This is a genomic window from Delftia sp. DLF01 (genome assembly GCF_014852125.1).
Classification (GTDB): Bacteria; Pseudomonadota; Gammaproteobacteria; order Burkholderiales; family Burkholderiaceae_C; genus Comamonas; species Comamonas acidovorans.
In genome coordinates this window covers 219,507-242,584 of the sequence record NZ_JACVAZ010000005.1, presented here as the reverse complement: position 1 = coordinate 242,584, position 23,078 = coordinate 219,507, and the positions used below count along the sequence as shown (strand labels likewise).

At 68.9% G+C, this 23,078-nt stretch carries 21 protein-coding genes and 1 pseudogene; 20 read left to right on the top strand and 2 right to left on the bottom strand.

The window, feature by feature from the left end; genetic code table 11:
• The first annotated feature begins 36 nt into the window (after positions 1-36).
• The gene (locus tag IB269_RS24835) at positions 37-186 is read left to right on the top strand and encodes a hypothetical protein (protein WP_013800017.1); all 150 of its coding nucleotides are present in this window, start codon (positions 37-39) and stop codon (positions 184-186) included.
• A 325-nt stretch (positions 187-511) separates the two neighbouring features.
• Complete coding sequence (locus tag IB269_RS24830; protein ID WP_071953918.1) at positions 512-2,377, top strand: phosphoenolpyruvate carboxykinase (GTP); 1,866 nt, start codon at positions 512-514, stop codon at positions 2,375-2,377.
• A 142-nt stretch (positions 2,378-2,519) separates the two neighbouring features.
• Here IB269_RS24830 and IB269_RS24825 read toward each other — a convergent pair whose 3' ends face one another.
• Positions 2,520-2,939, bottom strand: a complete 420-nt coding sequence (locus IB269_RS24825; RefSeq protein ID WP_012202052.1) for a hypothetical protein — start codon at positions 2,937-2,939, stop codon at positions 2,520-2,522.
• Between the two features lie 141 nt (positions 2,940-3,080).
• On the opposite strand from IB269_RS24825, the gene IB269_RS24820 reads away from it, so the two are divergent.
• From IB269_RS24820 to IB269_RS24735, 18 genes and pseudogenes are all read left to right on the top strand, one after another.
• Positions 3,081-4,040 (top strand): LysR family transcriptional regulator, encoded by a 960-nt coding sequence (locus IB269_RS24820; RefSeq protein WP_012202051.1) that lies wholly within the window; start codon positions 3,081-3,083, stop codon positions 4,038-4,040.
• Between the two features lie 48 nt (positions 4,041-4,088).
• A complete protein-coding gene (locus tag IB269_RS24815) occupies positions 4,089-4,988 on the top strand; it encodes a metallophosphoesterase (protein ID WP_192368583.1) in 900 nt (299 codons plus the stop codon).
• A 63-nt stretch (positions 4,989-5,051) separates the two neighbouring features.
• Positions 5,052-5,474: a universal stress protein gene (locus tag IB269_RS24810; RefSeq protein ID WP_012202049.1), complete on the top strand. Its 423-nt coding sequence runs from the start codon at positions 5,052-5,054 to the stop codon at positions 5,472-5,474.
• 211 nt (positions 5,475-5,685) lie between these two features.
• A complete protein-coding gene (locus IB269_RS24805) occupies positions 5,686-9,330 on the top strand; it encodes a DUF3616 domain-containing protein (RefSeq protein ID WP_225614287.1) in 3,645 nt (1,214 codons plus the stop codon).
• Between the two features lie 164 nt (positions 9,331-9,494).
• Positions 9,495-10,175, top strand: coding sequence for a fumarylacetoacetate hydrolase family protein (locus IB269_RS24800; protein WP_192368581.1), 681 nt, complete (start codon positions 9,495-9,497; stop codon positions 10,173-10,175).
• Positions 10,172-10,933 carry a fumarylacetoacetate hydrolase family protein gene (locus IB269_RS24795; protein WP_099752418.1) on the top strand — a complete coding sequence of 254 codons (762 nt, stop codon included), beginning with the start codon at positions 10,172-10,174 and terminating at the stop codon, positions 10,931-10,933. Before IB269_RS24800 ends, IB269_RS24795 begins: the two co-directional genes overlap by 4 nt.
• 27 nt (positions 10,934-10,960) lie before the next feature.
• Entirely contained in the window at positions 10,961-12,418 is a 1,458-nt protein-coding gene (gene hpaE / locus IB269_RS24790) for a 5-carboxymethyl-2-hydroxymuconate semialdehyde dehydrogenase (protein ID WP_192368580.1), read from the top strand.
• 42 nt (positions 12,419-12,460) lie between these two features.
• Positions 12,461-13,456, top strand: a pseudogene (locus tag IB269_RS24785) (tripartite tricarboxylate transporter substrate binding protein); the annotation flags it as partial.
• A 20-nt stretch (positions 13,457-13,476) separates the two neighbouring features.
• Positions 13,477-13,803: an aromatic ring-opening dioxygenase subunit LigA gene (locus tag IB269_RS24780; RefSeq protein ID WP_192368579.1), complete on the top strand. Its 327-nt coding sequence runs from the start codon at positions 13,477-13,479 to the stop codon at positions 13,801-13,803.
• A gap of 1 nt (position 13,804) precedes the next feature.
• Complete coding sequence (locus IB269_RS24775) at positions 13,805-14,623, top strand: extradiol ring-cleavage dioxygenase (RefSeq protein ID WP_012202042.1); 819 nt, start codon at positions 13,805-13,807, stop codon at positions 14,621-14,623.
• Positions 14,624-15,058 carry a 5-carboxymethyl-2-hydroxymuconate isomerase gene (locus IB269_RS24770; protein ID WP_192368578.1) on the top strand — a complete coding sequence of 145 codons (435 nt, stop codon included), beginning with the start codon at positions 14,624-14,626 and terminating at the stop codon, positions 15,056-15,058. It abuts the gene before it with no gap.
• A gap of 1 nt (position 15,059) precedes the next feature.
• Entirely contained in the window at positions 15,060-15,893 is an 834-nt protein-coding gene (hpaH, locus tag IB269_RS24765; RefSeq protein ID WP_192368577.1) for a 2-oxo-hept-4-ene-1,7-dioate hydratase, read from the top strand.
• Between the two features lie 45 nt (positions 15,894-15,938).
• Positions 15,939-17,393, top strand: a complete 1,455-nt coding sequence (locus IB269_RS24760; RefSeq protein WP_192368576.1) for an NAD-dependent succinate-semialdehyde dehydrogenase — start codon at positions 15,939-15,941, stop codon at positions 17,391-17,393.
• A gap of 18 nt (positions 17,394-17,411) precedes the next feature.
• Entirely contained in the window at positions 17,412-18,233 is an 822-nt protein-coding gene (locus IB269_RS24755) for an aldolase/citrate lyase family protein (RefSeq protein ID WP_012202038.1), read from the top strand.
• An 86-nt stretch (positions 18,234-18,319) separates the two neighbouring features.
• Complete coding sequence (gene hpaR / locus IB269_RS24750; protein ID WP_016447335.1) at positions 18,320-18,808, top strand: homoprotocatechuate degradation operon regulator HpaR; 489 nt, start codon at positions 18,320-18,322, stop codon at positions 18,806-18,808.
• 44 nt (positions 18,809-18,852) lie between these two features.
• Positions 18,853-19,488 (top strand): PolC-type DNA polymerase III, encoded by a 636-nt coding sequence (locus IB269_RS24745; RefSeq protein WP_013800004.1) that lies wholly within the window; start codon positions 18,853-18,855, stop codon positions 19,486-19,488.
• Between the two features lie 190 nt (positions 19,489-19,678).
• Positions 19,679-20,182 carry a flavin reductase family protein gene (locus IB269_RS24740; protein WP_012202035.1) on the top strand — a complete coding sequence of 168 codons (504 nt, stop codon included), beginning with the start codon at positions 19,679-19,681 and terminating at the stop codon, positions 20,180-20,182.
• A gap of 210 nt (positions 20,183-20,392) precedes the next feature.
• A complete protein-coding gene (locus IB269_RS24735) occupies positions 20,393-21,826 on the top strand; it encodes an amino acid permease (RefSeq protein WP_192368575.1) in 1,434 nt (477 codons plus the stop codon).
• Here the strand turns inward: IB269_RS24735 and IB269_RS24730 are convergent.
• The gene (locus tag IB269_RS24730; protein WP_192368574.1) at positions 21,823-23,022 is read right to left on the bottom strand and encodes a DUF5666 domain-containing protein; all 1,200 of its coding nucleotides are present in this window, start codon (positions 23,020-23,022) and stop codon (positions 21,823-21,825) included. The genes IB269_RS24735 and IB269_RS24730 overlap by 4 nt on opposite strands.
• Between the last annotated feature and the right edge of the window lie 56 nt (positions 23,023-23,078).

Below are 23,078 nucleotides of genomic sequence, written 5' to 3'. Positions count from 1 at the left end.
AATGGGGCATCCCCATTGGCAGCCAGGAGCTTTTGCATGTCGCATGATCCCGCAGCGAACCACGGCGAGCAGTCGCCCCCCGAAGACGCCACCGAGGCCATCGTCCCCTACATGCCCGTCATCCTGCCCCTGGCGGGCGCCGTGATGATGTTTCTGCTGGCCTTCATCGCCGTCAACATGGCCTGATACGGCCCCTTCGCCCCCTGCACCGAGCCCCGCTTTGCGGGGCTTTTTGTTTGCCTATTGCATAAGCAAACAGACAGATCATCTTGCATATTTTAATGCACAGAATGCATAGTTTTTGCCATTCGTTTGCTGACAAATTCGTGACCGCTCCCTAGAATCGAATCCCCAGCCGGTGCGCCGCCAGCTTCCGCCAGCGCCGCCTCGCCGCCCCGAGAAGAGCTTCCTTCGCGCGCCGACTGAACAAGAGCCCGTTTCTCAAAGTTGGTGCGGCAACAGGCGCGTCCCCTTTGAAAAACTGGTTTTTTCAATTGAAGGAAGCTCCGCGATGAACGCACCCGTCATGCAAGGCCTGAACATCCAGGCCCCTGCCTACGTCAAGAACAGCCGACTGATCGCCTGGGTGGCCGAGATGGCCGCACTGTGCAAGCCCGCCCGTATCCACTGGTGCGACGGCTCCCAGGAAGAGTACGAGCAGCTGTGCCAGCAGCTCGTCGATGCCGGCACCTTCAAGAAGCTCGATCCCGTCAAGCGCCCCGGCAGCTACCTGGCCTGGTCCGACCCGTCAGACGTGGCGCGCGTCGAGGACCGCACCTACATCTGCTCGGCCAACAAGGAAGATGCGGGCCCGACCAACAACTGGATGGCCCCGAACGAGATGCGCGCCACGCTGCAGCCGCTGTTCGACGGCTGCATGGCCGGCCGCACCATGTATGTGGTGCCCTTCTCCATGGGCCCGCTGGGCTCGCCCATCGCCCACGTGGGCGTGGAGCTGTCCGACAGCGCCTATGTGGCCGTCAACATGAAGATCATGACCCGCATGGGCCGTGCCGTGTATGACGTGATCGGCGTCGAAGGCGAGTTCGTTCCCTGCGTGCACACCGTGGGCGCGCCCCTGGCCGAAGGCGAGAAGGACCAGACCAGCTGGCCCTGCAACAAGACCAAGTACATCGTCCACTACCCCGAGACGCGCGAAATCTGGAGCTATGGCTCGGGCTACGGCGGCAACGCCCTGCTGGGCAAGAAGTGCTTTGCGCTGCGCATCGCCTCCACCATGGGCCGCGACCAGGGCTGGCTGGCCGAGCACATGCTCATCCTGGGCGTGACCAACCCCCAGGGCAAGAAGTACCACGTGGCTGCGGCCTTCCCCAGCGCCTGCGGCAAGACCAACTTCTCCATGCTGGTGCCGCCCAAGGTCTTCGAAGGCTGGAAGGTCACCACCATTGGCGACGACATCGCCTGGATCAAGCCCCAGGCCGACGGCTCGCTGCGCGCCATCAACCCCGAAGCCGGCTACTTCGGCGTGGCCCCGGGCACGAACTACCACACCAACCCCAACTGCATGGCCAGCCTCGACAAGAACGTGATCTTCACGAACGTCGCGCTGACCGATGACAACGACGTGTGGTGGGAAGGCATGGACAAGGACACCGGCAAGCAGCCCGATCACCTGATCGACTGGCAAGGCAAGGACTGGACGCCCCAGATCGCCCGCGAAACCGGCGCCAAGGCCGCCCACCCCAATGCCCGCTTCACCGTGGCCGCGACCAACAACCCCGCGCTGGACGAAGCCTGGGACGATCCCAAGGGCGTGAAGATCGACGCCATCATCTTCGGCGGCCGCCGCTCCACCACCGTGCCGCTGGTGACCGAGGCCCGCAACTGGACCGAAGGCGTCTACATGGCCGCCACCATGGGTTCGGAAACGACGGCCGCCGCCTTCGGCGCCCAGGGCGTGGTGCGCCGCGACCCCTTCGCCATGCTGCCGTTTGCCGGCTACAACATGAGCGACTACTTCCAGCACTGGCTCACGCTGGGCGCCAAGATCGAAGGCCAGGGCGCCGCCCTGCCCAAGATCTTCACCACCAACTGGTTCCGCAAGAACGCCGACGGCAAGTTCGTCTGGCCTGGCTACGGCGAGAACATGCGCGTCCTGAAGTGGATGATCGACCGCCTCGAAGGCCAGGCACAGGGCGAGCAGACCGCCTTCGGCATTGCGCCCCAGTACGCCGAGATCAACTGGACCGGCCTGGACTTCTCCGCCGACCAGTTCGCCAGCGTGACCAGCATCGACAAGGCCGCCTGGGCCGAGGAAATGCAGCTGCACACCGAGCACTTCGACAAGCTGGCCCACAAGCTGCCCCAGGAGCTGCTGGTGACCAAGGCCGAACTCGAAAAGCGCTTGGCGGCCTGATCCAGCGCCAGCCCATGGAAAAAGCCTCGCACTGCGAGGCTTTTTTTGTGGCGTTTCAACGACGCCCCCAGACAACAAAAAAGCCGCGCCTTGTGGGCAGCGGCTTTTTTGGAGGAGCGCCGCAAGGCGCCCCAGGCAGAGCTCAGTTGCCTTGCCTATCCATGGCGCGGGCCAGGTCGGCCATCAGGCGAGCGTCCTGCAGGGCGGCATTCCAGATGCGCTCGTCGGCAGCGGCCTGCTGGCGGCTCTCGGTCCAGGCGCGGTAGCCGGCGCGGGCCGTCATGGCAGCGCGGCGGGCGGGAGCGGAGAACAGGGCCAGGCCCATGAAGGCGGCAACCCACAGCACCACCCAGGCGCCCAGCATGTGGCCGTCGGTCCAGTTGTGGGCGACCTCGTTGACCACCACCATCAGCGCGGCCACCAGGGCAGCGAGCAGCAGGGCGCTGGCGCCACGCTTGCCGGAGAAACGCTTGGCAGCGCTCTTGCGGTCATCGGCGGCTTGATAGACATGCACCACACCAGGGTGCTCGACACAGTAGGAGTTGTAAATGAAGTTGCTCATGGCAGATAAACCCAGTTAAATAGCCGCTTTTGACGGCGTGGCGGGCGACTAGGTGTAACTATAGGGTTTACCCTATAGCTCTTCAAATTTATATCTTGAATCTGTAGCATTCACGCCAGTGATGACTCAGCGCCCGCCGCCATGTCTGCCCTGAACTTCCGCACACTGGATCTGAACCTGCTGCGCGTCTTCGACGAGGTGATGGCAGAGCGCAGCCTGACGCGGGCGGCCCACAAGCTGGCCATCACCCAGCCGGCCGTGAGCAACGCCCTGCGACGCCTGCGCGAGGCCCTGGGCGACGAGCTCCTGGTGCGCCAGGGCCAGGGCGTGGAGCCCACGCCGCGCGCACTGGCGCTGTGGCCCGTGATCCGGGAGGCGCTGCAGCAGCTGCAGGACACGCTGACGCCGGGCGAATTCCATCCTTCCACCGCCACCGCCACCTTTGTGCTGGCCATGGCCGACGCCACGGCGGCCACGCTGATCCCGCCCATGTTCAGCCTGCTGGAGCGCGAGGCGCCCGGCGTGGGCATCCGCGTGCTGCCGCTGACCACGCGCGACCCGCGCGGCCTGCTGGAGGCCGGCGAGGCCGACATGGCCGTAGGCTACTTCCCCGCCGCGCTGGCCGACCTGACGGCGCGCGCGCAGTCGGGCGCCCTGGTGGCCTTCGACAGCCGGCGCCTGTATGAAGGCGAGTACCTGTGCGTGATGCGCCAGGGCCATCCGCTGGCCGATGTGCCGCTGACGCTGGACAACTACTGCGCGGCGCGCCACATGCTGGTGAGCTTCTCGGGCCGCTCCTTCGGTTTCATCGACGAGGCCCTGGCCTCGCTGGGCCGCACGCGCCAGGTGGTGCTCACCGTCAACCAGTTCTTCACGGCCGGGCGCGTGGTCATGAACTCCAACCTGCTGACCATCCTGCCGCGCCACTTCGTGCCCGTGACCGGCATGGCCGACAAGCTGGTGCTGCGCGAGCTGCCCTTCGACGTGCAGCCCGTGCATGTGGATGCGCTGTGGCGCCGGCGCGGCCAGCACCCGCAGGCCTACGACTGGCTGCTGCGCACGCTCACGCGCTCGGCCGAGGCCACCTTCCCGCACACCTGAGAGCGTGTTGCGGGGGCGCGCGCCAGCGCAGGTTCTACACTTGGCCGCATGAAGATCCAGCTGCTGTCCGACCTGCACCTCGAGGCCCATCCGCATTTCATCGCCGAGCCCGCACCCGATGCCGACGTGCTGGTGCTGGCCGGCGACATAGGCTCCTACCAAAGCGGCAGCCTGCTGCAAGGCGAGCACTTCGGGCTGGAGCGTTTCTCTCCCCTGCCCCAGTACGCGGGCTGGCCCTGCCCCGTGATCTTCGTGCCGGGCAACCATGAGTACGACATGCAGGACTTCGACGCTGCCCATGCCCGCCTGCGCGCCGCCTGCGAGCGCATGGGCATGGTCTGGCTGGAGCGCGAGACCGCCGTGCTGGGCGGCGTGCGCTTCGTGGGCACCACGCTGTGGAGCGACTACGACGCCATGTCCATGCACGAAGGCGTGAGCGACCTGACCCGACTGCTGAAGCTGCGCGAGAAGGCCTTCCGCGCCGCCAACTTCTACCTGCACAAGACCGGCGGCACGCGCGGCGGCGAGCCCTTTCTGGCCGAGCCCATGCGCGAGCAGTCGCTGGTCTGCCAGCAATGGCTGCGCCAGGCGCTGGCCCGGCCTTTCGACGGCCCCACGGTGGCCGTCACGCACTTCGCGCCCAGTCTGCGCAGCGCCGATCCGCGCTATGGCCTGGTGCCCGGCACGGCCGGCTTTTGCAATGTGCTCGACGATCTGCTGCCCTTTGCCGATCTGTGGCTGCACGGCCACCTGCATTCGCCCAGCGACTATGTGGCCGAGGGCCTGCGCGACGATGGCAGCGCCTGGCGCTGCCGCGTGGTGGCCAACCCGCTGGGCTATGCACGCAAGGGCGAGCAGGAGGGCTTTTTTCCGCGCTCTACCATCGAGTTGCCGGCGCACATGACCGCAGGGGCGGCAGAAGTGGCAGATGCGCCGGTCCGCGCTTGACCTGGATCAAGCACTCCATCCCGGCTTGGGCTTAGTCTTGGGCCATACCAAAGGAGGACTTTCATGAACATCCTGCTCGCAGTCGATGGCAGCCCCTACACCCAGAAGATGCTGGCTTACCTGACCTCGCACCCCGAGATCCTGGGCTCCGCCCACAGCTACAGCGCCATCACCGTCCAGCCCCAGCTGCCGGCCCGCGCGCGCGCCGCCCTGGGCAAGGAGGTGGTGGACGAGTACTACGCCGAGGAATCGACCAAGGTGCTGGACCCCGTGTGCAGCTACCTGGCCGAACACGGCGTGCAGGCCACGCGCCTGAGCAAGGTGGGCCCGGTCGCCGACTCCATCATCAAGGCCGCCGAGGAAGGCAAGTTCGACCTGCTGGTCATGGGCACGCATGGCCATGGCGCGCTGGGCCGCCTGGTCATGGGCTCGGTCAGCACCCAGGTGCTGGCCGGCAGCCAGGTGCCGGTGCTGCTGATCCGCTGATCCGCTGCACCGTGGACATGCGGCGCCCATAACCAGAAAAAGCAAAGCGCAGGCTTCACGGCGCAATGAACCAAAGACGGCTCCCCCGCGGGAGCCGTTTTTTTTTTGCATGGCAGCTTGCCGCCGTCGTGCATGGCCTGCCGTCACCGGGCTGTCACAGCCGCCTTTTACAGTCGCGCGATTTGTCACACAGGGGATGGTGAGCATGCGCATGGATACTTTGAATTGGCGGCACAAGGCAATTGCAACGGCCTGCCTGGCCCTGTGTGGCGCTGCATGGTCCGCGCCGTTCACCCCGGGCAACCTGGTGGCCTACCGCGTGGGCACCGGCACGGGCGCCCTGCCTGTGTACCTGGACGAGTACCGCGTGGACGGCACGCTGGTGCAATCGCTGCCGCTGTCAGGCGGTGCAACGCCGCTGACGGCCAGCAGCACGGGCTCGGAAGGCCTGCTCAACCGCTCGGCCAACGGCCTGTGCCTGACGGTCCCCGGCTATGCGGTGGCACCGGGCGGCGCCGATCCCAAGACGGCGGCGGCACGCGGCGTGGCCTTTGTCGATGCCGACGGTGTGGTGGGCAATGGCACGCGACTGGGCGGTACGGCCTTGGTCGGCGATGCCTTTCGCAGCGTGGTCAGCGACGACTGCAGCCGCGCCTGGGCCAGCGGCAGCGGCAGCCCCAACGCCAACCGCGGCATCTGGTTCGTCCAGAAAGATGCCACCAGCGCCACCCAGCTGAGCAACAAGAACACCCAGGGCATCACCATGGCCGATGGCCAGCTCTACGCGGCCTTTGCCAGCGGCGACACGCTCAACAGGATCGGAACCGGGCTGCCCACGACAGGCACGCCCGCAGTCAGCGCGCTGCCGGGCCTGGCGGGCAACAACCTGCGCGGACTGGCCTTCCTCGATCTCGATGGCACGCCGGGCGCAGACACGCTCTACGTGGCCGCCAACAACGATGGCACCGGCACGGTGCGCAAGTACACGCTGGAAGCGGGCATCTGGGTGGCCCGGGGCTCGGCGCCGCTGGCAGGCGCCCATGGCCTGGCAGCCGTGCATCTGGGCCAGGGCGCGGTCATGCTGCTGGCCACCGGCTCCGACGGGCAGTTGTATCGCCTGTTCGATGCCTCGGGCCGCACCGGCACGCTGGCTGGCACGCCGCAGCCGCTGGCGTCGGGCATCGACGGCGTGCTGTACGGCCTGGCCTGGGCACCCGAAGTGTCCCCGCCAGCTTCCGTGCCCGCAGCCCCTGCCAGCGTCAATGCCAGCGCCTCGGGCAACAGCGTGCAGGCGCAGTGGGCCAGCGTGAGCGGCGCGTCCTACTACCTGGTCGAACTGTCCAGCGACGGCTTCGCCACCGTGTCGCACAGCCTGGCGGTATTCGGCACCAGCCAGACCGTGGACGGACTGGCGGCCGGCAGCCACCAGGTGCGCGTGCGCGCGGTGAACAGCCTGGGCGGCGGGGCGGCCGGCATTTCGGCGCCCGTCACCACCAGCCCGCCCCCGACGACTTCCCTGCCCGCGCTGACCGCCTATTCGGGCGTGGTCGGCGATGCCAGCGATGTCCTCGCGGGCACGGGCCTGTCCTTCACCGTCAGCGATCCGGCCGCCACGGTCAGCGCCACGTCCAGCAATCTCGCCGTGGTCGCCGCCAACGGCCTGGTGGCGACGCAAAGCGGTGGCAACGCCGTGCTCAGGATCACGCCCACCGGCGTGGGCTATGCCGACATCACCGTCACGCTGACCAACGCGGGGGGCGCCTCCGTCAGCCGCACCATCAAGTACGCGGCCTCGGCCAACACCGCAGCCAACACCAGCCCGCGCTGGCTGGCCGGGCGCTCGGACGCATCGACGGCCATCGTCATCGATGCCGCCACCATGCTGGTGGGCGACGACGAGGCGCCTGCCCAGGATGCCTCGGGCAATGCGCTGCCGGCCGGCAACTCCTTCTCGGCCTATGGCCCCGCCGGCGGGCTGCCCATCAAGCCGCTGATGCTGGACAGGACCGCCCTGGGCCTGGCCGATGCCGCTGCCTGCACCGCCCCCGGCCTCACGGGCCTGGACAGCTGCAAGAGCGACGAGGAAATGGACATCGAGGCCAGCTTTGCCCTGGGCAGCCGCGTGTACGTGGCGGGCTCGCACTCCAACAACAAGAGCGGCAAGTCGCGCACCGACCGCTGGCGCCTGGCGGCGATGGATGTGACCGGCTCCGGCGCCTCCACGGCGCTGACCGCCAGTGGCTACTACCGCTGGCTGCGCGAGGACCTGCGCAGCTGGGACGCGGCCGCGCATGACGGCCTTGCCGCCAACTACCTGGGCCTGGTGGCCAGCTCGGACGGCGGCGCCACCAAGGCGCCCGAGGCCGAGACGATGAGCGGCTTTTCCATCGAAGGCATGTCCACCAGCCCCGACAACGGCGCCGCCTGGCTGGGCTTTCGCGCGCCGCTGGTGCCGGCACCGGGCGCGCCCGCCGTCACGGCCGACGACGCCACGGGCCGCACGCATGCGCTGATCGTGCCCGTGACCAACTTCGCGGCCCTGCCTGCGGCCGATGGCGGCAGCAAGGGCAGCGCGACCATGGGCCAGCCGATCCGCCTGGACCTGGGCGGCCGCGGCATCCGCGAAATCCGCAAGAACGCGGCGGGCGAGTACCTGATCATTGCCGGCCCCTCGGCCAGCGCCACGGGCACCGCGCCGCGCAACTTCCAGCTCTACTCTTGGGATGGCCGCGTGAACAGCGCAGGCCTGGCCCTGAACCTGCGCCCGCGCGCTGCCGACCTGGCCGCCATCACCGTGCCCAATACCGCCTGCTCGGCCGAAGGCATAGGCGCCATGCCGGCCAGCCTGGACGCAGGCGGCAGCGTGGACATCCTCAGCGACTGCGGCGATGCCGATTTCTACGGCGATGGCACCGTGGCCAAGGACCTGCCCTATGCCGCCTGGAAAAAGGCGCGCCTGGACAGCCTGGCGGTGCCGGCGCTGTCCACCGTGGCCCTGTCCGCCCAGGCCGTGGACCAGACATCGGCCGTGGTCCAGGCCACGCCCAGCGTGGGCGGCAGCCTGCGCGCCGTGGCCCTGCCTGCCAATGCGCCCGTCCCCAGCTGGGAACAGGTCATGGCCGGCCTGGATGCCGCCGGCCTGCCGGCCCCTGCCAGCAACACGGTCAGCACCGCGGCCAATACCGCTGCCACGCTGTCCTTCACCGGCCTGGACCCTGCCGTGAGCTATCGCGTGCATGCGGTCAACCTGCCGGCATCGGGCACGGCCAGCGGGCCGGCTGTGCTGGCCCTGAGCAAGCCTGTGCCCATCGGCACGCAGATCGGCACGGGCAGCAACACGGCGGGCGTGAGCAACGGCACGGGCAACGTGGGTGCGGACCAATGGCAGTTCGCCTCGAACTCGGCAGGCTTTCAGCCCGCGCCCTCGCAAAGCCCGCTGCCGGGCAACCTGCGCCTGCCCTATGGCAGCCTGAGCTTCGTGCTCATGGGCGGCACGCCGGGCTCCATGGCCACCATCCGCATGGACCTGCCCGAAGCCGCACCCGCCCAGGCCACGCTCTGGAAGTACGGCCCCACGGCCGCCACGCCCACGGCGCACTGGTATGAGCTGAGCGCCTCGGCCTACCGCTTCGCACCCGACCGCCGCTCGGTGAGCTTCGACATCACCGACGGGCAGACGGGCGACAGCGACCTGGCCGCCAACGGCGTCATCGTGGACCCCGTGGCGGTGGCCGCGCCTGCGGCCCTGCCGCCCGGCGCCACGGCCACCCCCGTGCCCGGCCTGTCCACGCTGGCCCAGGCGCTGCTGGCGCTGGCCCTGGGCGGCCTGGCCGCACTGCGCCGCCGCCGCGGCTGACGCCCGCGCGCCTTCTGTACCGGCCGCACCCGGTACCCCCTTCAAGCCCCTGCACGGTTCGCCGCGCAGGGGCTTTTTGCTGCGGCCTGGGAAAACCCTGAATCCACCGTGTTGACGGGGCTTGTTGCAAAAACAATAATTACCACGTTAACTAAATTCACACCATGCAGATTCAGCCCTTTCTCCTGGATGACGGCCTTGCGCTGGGCACGGTCTACGGCACGCTGCTCAACCAGCAGGCCACCGTGCAGCGCCTGTCGCCGCAGTTCGACAGCGCGCCCTACAAGGCCGCTCCGCGCGCCCCCGTGCTCTACCTGAAGCCGCGCAACACCTGGGCGCGCGATGGCGCGGCGGTGGCCGTGCCGGCCGATCCCGGCGAGATCCGCGTCGATGCCAGCATCGGCCTGGTGATCGGCCGCAGCGCCACGCGCGTCAGCGAAGCAACGGCCCTGGACCATGTGGCCGGCTGGCTGATCGCCAGCGACCTCACGCTGCCGCACGAGAACTACTACCGCCCCGCCATCCGCCAGCGCTGCCGCGACGGTTTCTGCCCGCTGGGCGCCCTCGTTCGCGGCACAGGCTTTGACGCACAGGCGGCCACGCTCACGGTGTCCATCAATGGTGAACAGGTCTGGCAGCGCGGCTTTGCCGACCTGGTGCGCTCGCCCGCAAGGCTGCTGGCCGACGTGACCGAATTCATGACGCTGTCGCCCGGCGACGTGCTGCTGCTGGGCCCGAGCGAAGGCGCGCCGCTGGCGCGGCCCGGGGACCGCGTGGTCATCGAGGTGCCCGGCCTGGGCCGGCTCACGCATTCGGTGGTGGCAGAACAGGGAGCAGCAGCATGAAGCACGGACGCGTCATCTTCGAAGGGCAGACCCTGCAGGTCACCGAAGGCCCGCACGGACAGGTGCAACTGCCCGATGGCCGCCTGGTGGCAGAGACCGCCGTGCAGTGGCTGCCGCCGCTGCAGTTCGGCACCGTCTTCGCGCTGGGCCTGAACTATGCGGACCATGCCAAGGAAATCGCCTTCAACAAGGCGCCAGAGGAACCGCTGGTCTTCCTCAAGGGCCCGAACACGCTGAACGGCCACCACGGCCGCACGTACCGCCCAGCCGACGTGGCCTACATGCACTTCGAGTGCGAGCTGGGCGTGGTCATCGGCAAGACCTGCCGCAACGTGCGCCGCGAAGACGCCTACGGCGTGGTCGCCGGCTACTGCACGGCCAACGACTACGCCATACGCGACTACCTGGAGAACTTCTACCGGCCCAACCTGCGCGTGAAGAACCGCGACGGCGCCACGCCCGTGGGCCCATGGTTCGTCGATGCGGCCGATGTGCCCGACCCCATGAACCTGCGCCTGCGCAGCTGGGTCAACGGCGAGCTCAAGCAGGACGGCAGCACGCGCGACATGGTGCATGACATCCCCTCGCTGATCGCCCATCTGTCGGGCTTCATGACGCTGAACCCCGGCGACCTCATCCTCACCGGCACGCCCGACGGCGTGGCCGACTCCCGCGTGGGCGACGAGATCGTCACCGAGATCGAAGGCCTGGGCCGCCTGGTCAACACCATCGTCGGCGACGCGCCGGCTGCCTCCTGAACCCCCCGCACACGCCAAGGAATCCCCATGCGCATTGACCACCTGATCGACGGCAAGGCCGTCGCCGGCAAGGACTATTTCGAGACCGTCAACCCCGCCACCCAGGAGGTGCTGGCCGAGGTTGCCGCTGGCGGCGAGGCCGAGGTGCAGGCCGCTGTCGCCGCCGCGAAGAACGCCTTCCCGAAATGGGCCCACACGCCCGCCACCGAACGCGCCAAGCTCGTGCGCAAGCTGGGCGACCTGATCGCCCGCCATGTGCCCGAGATCGCGCAGACCGAGACCAACGACTGCGGCCAGGTCATCGCCCAGACGGGCAAGCAGCTGGTGCCGCGCGCGGCCGACAACTTCTACTACTTTGCCGAGATGTGCACGCGCGTGGACGGCCATACCTATCCCACGCCCACGCACCTGAACTACACCCTGTTCCACCCCGTGGGCGTGTGCGCGCTGATCTCGCCCTGGAACGTGCCCTTCATGACGGCCACCTGGAAGGTGGCGCCCTGCCTGGCCTTCGGCAACACGGCCGTGCTCAAGATGAGCGAGCTGTCGCCCATGACGGCCGCGCGCCTGGGCGAGCTGGCGCTGGAGGCCGGCATTCCGCCCGGCGTGCTCAACCTGGTGCACGGCTACGGCAAGGACGCGGGCGAGCCCCTGGTGCGCCACCGCGATGTGCGCGCCGTCTCGTTCACGGGCTCGACCCAGACCGGCAACCGCATCGTGCAGGCCGCCGGCCTCAAGAAGTTCAGCATGGAGCTGGGCGGCAAGAGCCCCTTCGTGATCTTTGACGATGCCGACTTCGAGCGCGCGCTGGATGCGGCCGTGTTCATGATCTTCTCCAACAACGGCGAGCGCTGCACGGCCGGCAGCCGCATCCTGGTGCAAAAGGGCATCTACGCGAAATTCGTCGAGCGCTTCGTGGAGCGCGCCAGGAAGATCACCGTGGGCGACCCGCTGGACGAATCCACCATCGTCGGCCCCATGATCAGCGCCAGCCACCTGGCCAAGGTGCGCCACTACATCGAACTGGGCCAGAAGGAAGGCGCCAGCATGCTGTGCGGCGGCCTGGATGCGCCCGTGCTGCCCGAGCGCGTGCGCAAGGGCAACTATGTGCTGCCCACGGTGTTTGCCGACGTGGACAACCGCATGCAGATCGCCCAGGACGAGATCTTCGGCCCCGTGGCCTGCATCATTCCCTTCAGCGACGAGGCTGAGGCCGTGCGCCTGGCCAACGACATCCAGTACGGCCTGTCCAGCTACGTCTGGACCGAGAGCGTGGGCCGCGCCCACCGCGTGGCCGCCGCCATCGAGGCCGGCATGTGCTTCGTCAACAGCCAGAACGTGCGCGACCTGCGCCAGCCCTTCGGCGGCACCAAGGCCTCGGGCACGGGCCGCGAGGGCGGCAGCTGGAGCTACGAGGTCTTTTGCGAGCCCAAGAACGTGGCCGTCTCGCTGGGCTCGCACCATATTCCGCACTGGGGCGTCTGAACGGGCGACCAGCGACAACGACAAAGAGAACCGAGGAGACAAGACATGCAACGCCGCCATTTCCTGCAATCCACCGCAGCCACCACGGCCGCAGCGCTGATGCTCCCGGGCCTTTCCCAGGCCCAGCCCGGTAGCCCGGCCGGCACCTGGCCCGCAAAGCCGCTGCGCATCATCGTGCCCTTCACGCCGGGCGGCACCACCGACCTGGTGGCGCGCCTGGTGGGCACCGAGCTGGGCAAGTCCCTGGGCCAACCCGTCATCGTGGAGAACAAGCCCGGCGCGGGCACGGTGATCGGCGTGGACTATGTGTCCAAGCAGCCGGCCGACGGCTACACCCTGGTGTGCGTGGCCAACAGCTTCACGGCCAACAAGACGCTGGTGAAGAACCTGCCCTACGACACCACGCGCGACCTCAAGCCCGTGGCGCTGATGGGCCTGTCCGAGCATGTGCTGGCCACCCACCCCGGCAGCGGCCTGAAGACGCTGGCCGACCTGCGCAGCCGCGCCAAGGCCAGGCCCGGCGAGCTCAGCTATGCCTCGTTCGGCAACGGCACCTCGGCCCATCTGTCGGGCGCGCTGCTGTGCCAGGAGATGGGCATCGAGATGGTCCACATCCCCTACAAGGGCCAGGGCCCGGCGCTGGCCGACCTGCTGGGCGGCCAGGTGGACGTGATGTTCGGCAACTGGCCCGAGTTCCGCGGCCATGTGCAAAGCGGCAAGCTGGTGGCCCTGGGCATGGCCACGCGCCAGCGCTCGCAGTTCGCTCCCCAGGTGCCCACGCTGGCGGAGCAGGGCGTGGCGCTGGAATCCAACTCCTGGCAGGGTCTGCTGGCACCCGGCGCCACGCCCGATGCGCTGGTGCAGCGCATCAACGCCGCCGTGGTCAAGGCCCTGGCCGAGCCCGCCGTGGTGGACGCCTTCGCGCGCGGCGGCATCGTCTCGCAGGCCGGCACGGCGCAGCAGTTCGCAGCCTTCGTCACCAGCGAAATCGCCAAGTACGAAGCCATCATCCGCCGCGCCAACATCACGCTGGGTTGAGGCCGACACCGGGAGCCGCCATGAGCCTGTACACCATGCAGAAATTCCTGTTCCAGCACAACCGCGAGCCCGAGGTGCAGCGGCGCTTTGCCGAGGACCGCGCCGCGCTGCTGGCCGAGTACGCGCTGGAGCCCGAGGAGTACGAAGCCATGTTCCACGGCGACATCGGCAAGCTCTACGTGCTGGGCTGCAACGGCCAGCTGCTGATGCACTTCGCGCCGCTGCTGGGCATGCCCTGGGTCGACTACCTGCAGGCCATGCGCGACGGCGTGCAAAAGCACGGACCGGTGCGCGCGGGCGTCTACGCGATGACGACAGCCACCAACGAAAAGATCGCAGGAGTTTGAGATGAGTCTGGTATTTGCAGGCGTTTGCAGCCACGCGCCCGGCATCACGGGCCGCGCACACCTGGCCGATCCGGCCACCAGGGATGCCTTCCATGCCGCCTTCCGCGACATGGGCGCACGGCTGGAGGCGGCGCGCCCCGATGCCGTGATCGTCATCGCGGCCGAGCACTTCGCCAACTTCTTCATGAACAACATGCCGGCCTATGCCATTGGCATGGCAGACCACTACGAAGGGCCCATCGAGGACCCGGCCTGGCTGGGCATAGAGCGCCACCGCATCCCCGGCAATGCCGAGCTGTCGCGGCGCCTGATCACCGAGGTCATGCAGACCGTGGACGTAGCCTTTGCCGAGGAGTGGAAGTTCGACCACGGCATCATGGTGCCGCTGCACTTTCTGACGCCGGCCTATGACAAGGACATCATCCCCGTCAACATCAACTGCCAGGGCCCGCCGCTGACGCCGCTGCACCGCGCCTGGGCCTTTGGCGAGGCCCTGCGCCGCGCCTGCGACAAGGCGCCCGAGCGCATCGCCATCGTGGGCACGGGCGGCATCTCGCACTGGCCGGCCACGCCCGACTCGGGCAAGGTCAACTGGGAGTGGGACCAGCAGTTCATGGACCGCTGGTGCCGCAACGACCGGGACGCGCTGCTGTCGTACACCGACGCCGAGACCTACCGCGACGGCGGCCAGGGCGGCTTCGAGATCCGCAGCTTCATCGCCGTGGCCGCCGCCGCGCGCGGCGCGGGCCAGGTGCTGTACTGCCAGCCCATTCCCATCTTCGCCGTGAGCTGCACGGCCGCCACCATGGAGGTGGCCTGAATGCCGCACGTGGTCATCCTCTACACGGCCAGCCTGGACGCGCACACCGACATGACGCAGCTGTGCCGCGCCCTGGCCGACACCATGCTCACCGTGCGTGCCGAAGACGGCGCCCAGGTCTTTCCAACGGGCGGCACGCGCGTGCTGGCCTACTCCGCGCCGCACAGCGCCGTGGCCGATGGCGGGGCCGCGGGCCGCGCAGCGGGCGGCGATGGCGACTACGGCTTCATCTACATCAACCTGCGCATGGGCCAGGGCCGCTCGGCCGCCGTGCAGCAGCAGGCCGGAGACGCCCTGCTGGCCTGCGCGCGCCGCCATCTGCAGCCGCTGTTCGCGCAGCGCCACCTGGGCCTGACCGTGCAGGTCGATGAAAGCCCGGGCCAGGTGTATGACGGCAAGCACAGCACCCTCCACCCCCTCTTTTCCAGGCCTTGAAATGTTTTCCCAAGAACTGTTGACCCAACTGGCCCAGGAGCTCGACCGCAGCGAGAAGACGCGCGTGCAGGTCGAGCATTTCTCCAAGCGCTTTCCCGGCATGACCGTGGAGGATGGCTACCGCGTCTCGCGCGAATGGGTGCGCCTGCAGATCGCGGCGGGCCGCAAGGTGATCGGCCACAAGATCGGCCTGACCTCGCGCGCCATGCAGATATCGAGCCAGATCGACGAGCCCGACTACGGCACCCTGCTCGACAGCATGCTCTACCGCTGCACGCCGGGCCAGGTGCTGGACATCCCGGCCGCCCACTTCATCGCGCCGCGCGTGGAGGTGGAGCTGGCCTTCGTGCTCAAGGCGCCGCTGCGCGGCCCGGGCCTGCCCGGCGGCAAGGAGATCACGCTGCAGGACGTGCTGGACGCCACCGACCACGTGACGCCGGCCATCGAGATCATCGACGCGCGCATCGAGCAGTTCGACCGCCACACCAAGGCCATGCGCAAGGTCTACGACACCATCAGCGACAACGCGGCCAATGCGGGCATCGTGGTCGGCGCCGGGCAGGCTGTTCCCGGGGTGCTTGACCTGCCCTGGTGCGGCGCCATACTGCGCTGCAACGGGGTGGTCGAGGAGACCGGCCTGGCTGCCGGCGTGCAGGGCCATCCCGCCATCGGCGTGGCCTGGCTGGCCAACAAGCTCTCGCCCTGGGGCGAGGCCCTGGAGGCCGGCCAGACCGTGCTGGCCGGCTCGTTCACGCGCCCCGTGGCGGCCAAGCCTGGCGACCTGTTCGACGCCGACTACGGCCCGCTGGGCCGCCTGCAATTCCGTTTTGTCTAGGCGCCGTCGTCCCGACGCCTGCCCCGCCCTTATTGGAGACTTCCCATGCCGCTTGCACTGCGCGACCCCAGCCTGCTCAAGAACCTCTGCCTGATCGACGGCCAATGGCTGGCCGCCGACGATGGCAGCCGCATCGACGTCCACAACCCCGCCACGGGCGAGTCCGTGGGCCATGTGCCCCGCATGGGCGAGGCCGAGACGCAGCGCGCCATCGCCGCCGCCGAACGCGCCTTCACCCTCTGGAAGCAGCAGACCGCCGAGGCCCGCGCGCGCCTGCTGCAGCGCTGGTTCGAGCTGATGATGGAGAACCAGGAAGACCTGGCCCTGATCATGACCAGCGAGCAGGGCAAGCCCCTGGCCGAGTCGCGCGGCGAGATCGCCTACGCGGCCTCCTACGTGCAGTGGTTTGCCGAGGAAGCCCGCCGCATCTACGGCTCCACCGTGCCCGCGCCCTGGGCCGACAAGCACATCATCGTGACCAAGGAGCCCGTGGGCGTCTGCGCCGCGATCACGCCCTGGAACTTCCCGGCCGCCATGATCACGCGCAAGGTCGCGCCCGCCCTGGCGGCGGGCTGCACCATCATCGTCAAGCCCGCGCAGCAGACACCGCTGTCGGCCCTGGCCATGGCCGAGCTGGCCCAGCGCGCCGGCATTCCCGAGGGCGTGTTCAGCGTGATCACGGGCTCCTCGCGCGCCATCGGCGGCGTGCTCACGGCCAGCATGGCCGTGCGCAAGCTGACCTTCACGGGCTCCACCGAAGTGGGCCGCGTGCTGGCCGAGCAATGCGCGCCCACGCTCAAGAAGATGTCGCTGGAGCTGGGCGGCAACGCGCCCTTCATCGTCTTCGACGACGCGGACCTGGATGCCGCCGTCGAGGGCGCCATGGCCTCCAAGTACCGCAACACCGGCCAGACCTGCGTGTGCGCCAACCGCCTGCTGGTGCAGGACGGCGTGTACGACGCCTTCATGGCCAGGCTCAAGGTCGCCGTGCAGGCCCTCAAGGTGGGCAACGGGCTGGAGGCCGGCGTGGGCCAGGGCCCGCTGATCGACCAGGCCGCCGTGGACAAGGTCGAGGAACTGGTGGCCGACGCCGTGAAGAACGGCGCCGAGGTCGTGCTGGGCGGGCGGCGCCATGCGCTGGGCGGCACCTTCTACGAGCCCACCATCCTGGCCAACGCCACGGACCGCATGCGCATCGCCAGGGAAGAGGTCTTCGGCCCCGTGGCGCCCGTGTTCCGCTTCAAGACCGAGGAAGAGGCCATCCGCATGGCCAACGACACCGAGTACGGCCTGGCCGCCTACTTCTACGCCCGCGACGTGGGCCGCGTGTGGCGCGTAGGCGAGGCGCTGGAGTACGGCATGGTGGGCATCAACAGCGGCATCATCAGCACGGCCGTGGCGCCGTTTGGCGGCGTCAAGCAGTCGGGCATGGGCCGCGAGGGCGGCGCTGCCGGCATAGAGGAATACCTGAGCACCAAGTACCTGTGCATGGGCCACTGAGGCCCGGACAATCACACCATGCAGACACCTGTGAACCGCTTCAAGGCCGCCATTGCGGCCGACCAACCCCAGATCGGCCTGTGGCTGGGCCTGGCCGACGCCTATTCGGCGGAAATCTGCGCGGGCGCCGGCTTCGACTGGCTCCTGATCGACGGCGAGCATTCGCCCAACGACACGCGCACCCTGCTGGCGCAGCTGCAGGCCATCGCGGCCTATCCCGACAGCCATGCCATTGCCCGCGTGCCCATGGGACACGGCGAGGTCGGCGAGATGCTGATCAAGCAGTACCTGGACATCGGCGTGCAGACCCTGCTCGTGCCCATGGTGGACACGGCCGAGCAGGCCGCACGCATCGTGCGCGCCGCGCGCTATCCGCAGGCCGACGGCCAGGGCGGCATCCGCGGCATGGGCGGCGCACGCGCCTCGGCCTGGGGCCGGCGTGCCAACTACGCCCATGAAGCCAACGCCCAGGTCTGCGTGCTGGTGCAGGTGGAAACGCGCCAGGCGCTGGCCCACCTGGACGCCATTGCCGCCACCGAGGGCGTGGACGGCGTCTTCATCGGCCCGGCCGACCTGTCGGCCTCCATGGGCCACATCGGCAACCCGGGCCATCCCGAGGTGCAGGAGGCGATTGCCGACGCCATCGCGCGCATACGCCGCGCCGGCAAGGCGCCCGGCATCCTCACGCCCAACGAGGCCCTGGCGCGCAAGTACCTGGAGCTGGGCTGCACCTTCACGGCCGTGGGCCTGGACACCAGCGTGCTGGTGCAGGCCACCAGCGCGCTGGCTGCGCGCTTCAAGCAGGCAGCGGCCCCCGCGCCGAAAAGCCAGACCTATTGAGGCCCCGGCCTGACAAGGCGCCCGCAACGCCGCTCCGGGGAGGGAGCGGCGGCTGCATAGAATCCAGCCGACAGATGCTGCCGAACATGCCCCAGACCACGACCTCTTTTGCCCCCGAGCCGCTGCGCGCCTTCTCGCGCTCCCTACCCATGGCGCTGCTGCGCGCCCGCGAATCGGTCATGGTGCGCTTTCGGCCCATGCTGCGCGCCCATGGCCTGACCGAACAGCAGTGGCGCGTGCTGCGCGCCATGGCGGCGGTCACGCACAGGCTGCGGCCCATGGAACTGTCGCAGGCCACCTACATCAGCATGCCCAGCCTCTCGCGCCTGCTCAAGACGCTGGAAGGCCGGCAGCTGGTGGAGCGCTCGCGCCACGCCAGCGACATGCGCGGCGCCGAGTTCGAGCTCACGGCGGCCGGCCACGCCATCGTGGCCGAGATCGCGCCGCATTCCTCCGAGACCTATGCCGAGATCGAGCGCCTGGTGGGCCATGAAGAGATCGAGCAGCTCTACGCCCTGCTCGACCAGGTCGTGCAGCGCCTGGGCGCGGCCGACGGCAGCCAGGCCGAGGAATAGCCGCCCCGGCACGCCGGTCGGGCACTGCCGGGCACAATCGCCCCATGCCGCAGCCGATTGCCGTCATCGACTTTGAAACCACGGGCATGGCGCCCGCCCAGGGCGCGCGTGCCACCGAGGTCGCCATCGTGCTGATCGAGGGCGGCCAGGTGGTGGACCGCTTCCAGAGCCTGATGCGCACGGGCGCCTGGATACCGCCCTTCATCACGCGGCTGACCGGCATCACCAATGCCATGGTCGCAGCCGCGCCGCCCGCCGAGGACGTGATGCGCGATGCCGCGCGCTTCGTGGGCAGCGCCCCCATGGTGGCGCACAACGCGGCCTTCGACAGCAAGTTCTGGCAGTCCGAACTGGCCCTGGCCGGCGAGGCCGCGCCCCAGCCCTTTGCCTGCACCGTGCTGCTGTCGCGCCGCATCTACCCGGAGGCGCCCAGCCACAGCCTGAGCCGACTCACCGCCCACCTGGGCCTGCCCGTGGCCGAGCGTGCCCACCGGGCGCTGGCCGATGCCGAGATGGCCGCCGCCCTGCTGGCGCGCATGCAGCAGGACCTGTGCCTGCGCCACGCGCTGGCCTGGCCCGAGCATGCTCTGCTGATGCAGCTGCAGCGCTGCACGCGGGCCCGCATGAAGGCCTGGCTGAACGAGAACGCCGCGCCCGCCCAGATGAGCATGGCGCTGTGAGCCGGCGCCGGGCACACAGGGCAAAGACCTCCCTGGCAGAGGCCCCATCGGCCGCTTCTGCCGGCATCCGCACCCATAATGCAAGGTTGCTGCCCGGCTCCGGGCGCCCGTCCCAAACGCTGCAGCCCTGCTGCGGCCTTGCTGCCGCCTGGTTCTTGCACCCGTGAATTCCGCACTGCCTTCCGCCGCCATGGCCGCCCTGCCTCCACAGTCCCCGTTCTCGTCGCGCGAGTTCCGCGACGCGCTGGGCCAGTTCGCCACGGGCGTGACCATCGTCACCGCACGCAGCCCGCAGGGCCACCCGGTGGGTGTCACCGTGAGCTCGTTCAACTCCGTCTCGCTCACGCCTCCGCTGGTGCTGTGGAGCATGGCGCTGTCGGCGGCCTCGCTGCCCGTGTTCCAGCATTGCTCGCACTACGCCATCCACGTGCTGTCGGCCTCGCAAAAGCCCCTGGCCGAGCTGTTCGCGCGCAAGGGCGTGGACCGCTTCGCCAACACCGCCTGGCGCAGCTCGGCCCAGGGCGTGCCGCTGCTGTCCGAAGCCACCACCGTCTTCGAGTGCCGCAACCGCCATCGCCATGAAGAAGGCGACCATGTGATCTTCATCGGCGAGGTCGAGCAGTGCAGCCACCAGGCCGGCCACACGCCGCTGCTGTACCACGCAGGCCGCATGCACACGGGCGGCCTGGGCTGATACCGGACCTGCGGCAGCCCTCTCGTCGCCTCTTTCGGCGACTCCCCCAATTCCCGCTCCTTCCCGCCTCCGGGTAATCCCCGGTCCGGGAAATCGGTGTCTGCGCATATTGTATATACAGGCTTATACATCTGATCGCAGACCCATCCGCAGGCTGATGAAGCCTGTGGATGCGGCAGCCATTTCACCAATGACGGGGGGAGACAGCACATGAGTTCACCATCTGCAGGCAGCCTGCACCGAGGGCTGTCGGCCCGCCATATCCGCTTCATGGCACTGGGCTCGGCCATAGGCACGGGGCTGTTCTACGGCTCGGCCAAGGCCATACAGCAGGCGGGGCCCTCGGTGCTGATCGCCTACCTGCTGGCGGGCGCGGCGGTCTACATGGTGATGCGCGCGCTGGGCGAGATGGCCGTGCACAACCCCGTGCCCGGCTCCTTCGGCCAGTACGCCAGCGATTACCTGGGGCCGTTCGCCGGCTTCGTCACGGGCTGGACCTATACCTTCGAGATGGTCATCGTCTGCCTGGCCGACGTGACGGCCTTCGGCATCTACATGGGGTTCTGGTTTCCCGAGGTGCCGCGCTGGATCTGGGTGCTGTCCATCGTCTGCTTCATCGGCGCGCTCAACCTGTGCTCGGTCAAGGTGTTCGGCGAGATGGAGTTCTGGCTGTCCCTGCTCAAGGTGGCGGCCATCATCGCCATGATCGGCGGCGGCCTGGGCATCATGGTGTTCGGCTTCGGCATGGCGGCCGGCCAGGCGCCGACCGGCGTGCAGAACCTGTGGGTGCACGGCGGCTTCATGCCCCATGGCGTCTCGGGCCTGATCGCCTCGCTGGCGGTGGTGGTGTTCGCCTTCGGCGGCATCGAGATCATCGGCATATCGGCCGGCGAGGCCAAGGACCCGGCGCGCGTGATCCCGCGCGCCATCAACGCCGTGCCGCTGCGCATCCTGCTGTTCTACGTGCTCACGCTGTTCGTGCTGATGAGCATCTTCCCCTGGCCGCAGATCGGCAGCCAGGGCAGCCCCTTCGTGCAGATCTTCAGCGGCCTGGGCATTTCCTCGGCCGCCACCATCCTCAACATCGTGGTGATCTCGGCGGCCGTGTCGGCCATCAACAGCGACATCTTCGGCGCCGGCCGCATGCTCTACGGCATGGCGCACCAGGGGCAGGCCCCCGCCGGCTTCGGCCGTGTCTCGCGCCATGGCGTGCCCTGGATGACCGTGGTGGTGATGGCCGTGGCGCTGCTGGCCGGCGTGGTGCTGAACTACCTGATCCCCGAGGACGTGTTCCTGCTGATCGCCTCCATCGCCACCTTCGCCACGGTCTGGGTCTGGCTGATGATCCTGCTGTCGCAGTTCGCGGCGCGCCGCCGCATGAGCCCGCAGCAGGTGGCCGCGCTGAAGTTCCCGGTCCCGCTGTGGCCCGCCGCGCCGCTGGCCGCCATCGCCTTCATGCTGCTGGTGCTGGGCGTGCTCGGCTACTTCCCCCACACCCGTGCAGCCCTGGTCGTGGGCGGCCTGTGGATCGTGCTGCTGGGCGCCGCCTACCTGCTGTGGGTGCGCCCCGCCGCCGCGCGTGCGCAGAGCGAGGCGATGCGGCCTGCGGCGAACGCGAACCACACTAGTGTGTACAGGCCCTAGTCGAACTCAACCTCGGTGGCCACCACCATCGCGCCATCGACCGAGAGCCGGCCCTTGACCTCGACCACGCGCCCCACGGCAATTTGGGCAGCGCTGCCATCCTCGAAGCGCGCATTGCGATAGTCCACGCGCACGCCGCGCAGCTCGAAGATGCCGGCCAGGCTGTCGACAGCGGTGATGCGACCCTCGATCTCGAAGCCATCGTCACTGTCCAGCCGCAGCTTGCGCTCGACCTCGGAGGCGCGAAGCACCCCGTCCTGGAACATACCCTCGACCTCGACCAGGTCGCCCACGGCAAGGCCTGCGGGCAGGCGTGTGGCGCTGCCCGCGTCCACGCTCAGGCCGTCCACGACGAAGCGGGTCGGCGAGTCCATGCGGGTGATATGGCCGGTGACGTCGGCCTCCACGCCCGCCTGTTCGGGCAGCGTGGGACGCTGCACCGACAGTGCGGTGGCCACCCACAGGCCAGCGGCATCGGGCTGGCGCGCCAGGCGCAGGCTGACCACGTCGCCGGCAGCCAGCGCGGCGGCAACCTGCACGCCGCTCCAGTTGACGACGGCCTCGCCGATGCGCAGGGTGCGGCGCGACGCGTCAACGGCATCCACAGGCGCGCGCAGGCGCCAGGGCTCGTCGGCGTCATCCTCGATCTCGATGCGGCTGGCAAGAATGCGGCCCTGCGCATCGCGCAGGCCGTGGACTTCCAGCACACGGCCGACCTGCAGCGCCGCCGCGCGGCCGTCCTCGAACACCGTGGCCGCATCGACGATCACGGTCTGGCCCAGTACGGTCAGCCGGTCGCCCACGACCGCGCTCAACGGACCTTCCAGATCGCTGCGCACAAGAATCTGGCGGGCCATGGCGCGCGCCACACCATCGCTGCCGGTGGTCACGGGGTCGGCCGTGACATGGACCGCCATGCCAAGCTTGAGCGCATCGCTGGCCAGCAGGACGCCATCGCCATCGGTGATCCGGGCCTGGCGCTCGTCATACCGCACCCCATTGACCAGGATGGAGCCGAAGCCGTCAATGGTGCCCGACGCATAGCTGGCGCTGGGAGTGACCGGCGTGGGGGCTGGCTTGTCAGCCCCGCCGCCGCCACCGCCGCAGGCGGCCAGCAGCACGGATAGCGAGAGCGCGCCAGCGCCCAGGGCCCGGTGCAATGGCGGGGCGGAGCGGGAAAAGCGAAGAAAATGCATGGTGTTCGATGCCAGAAAGAAACAGATGAAAAGGCACCGCGGCGGGGCCATCGGTG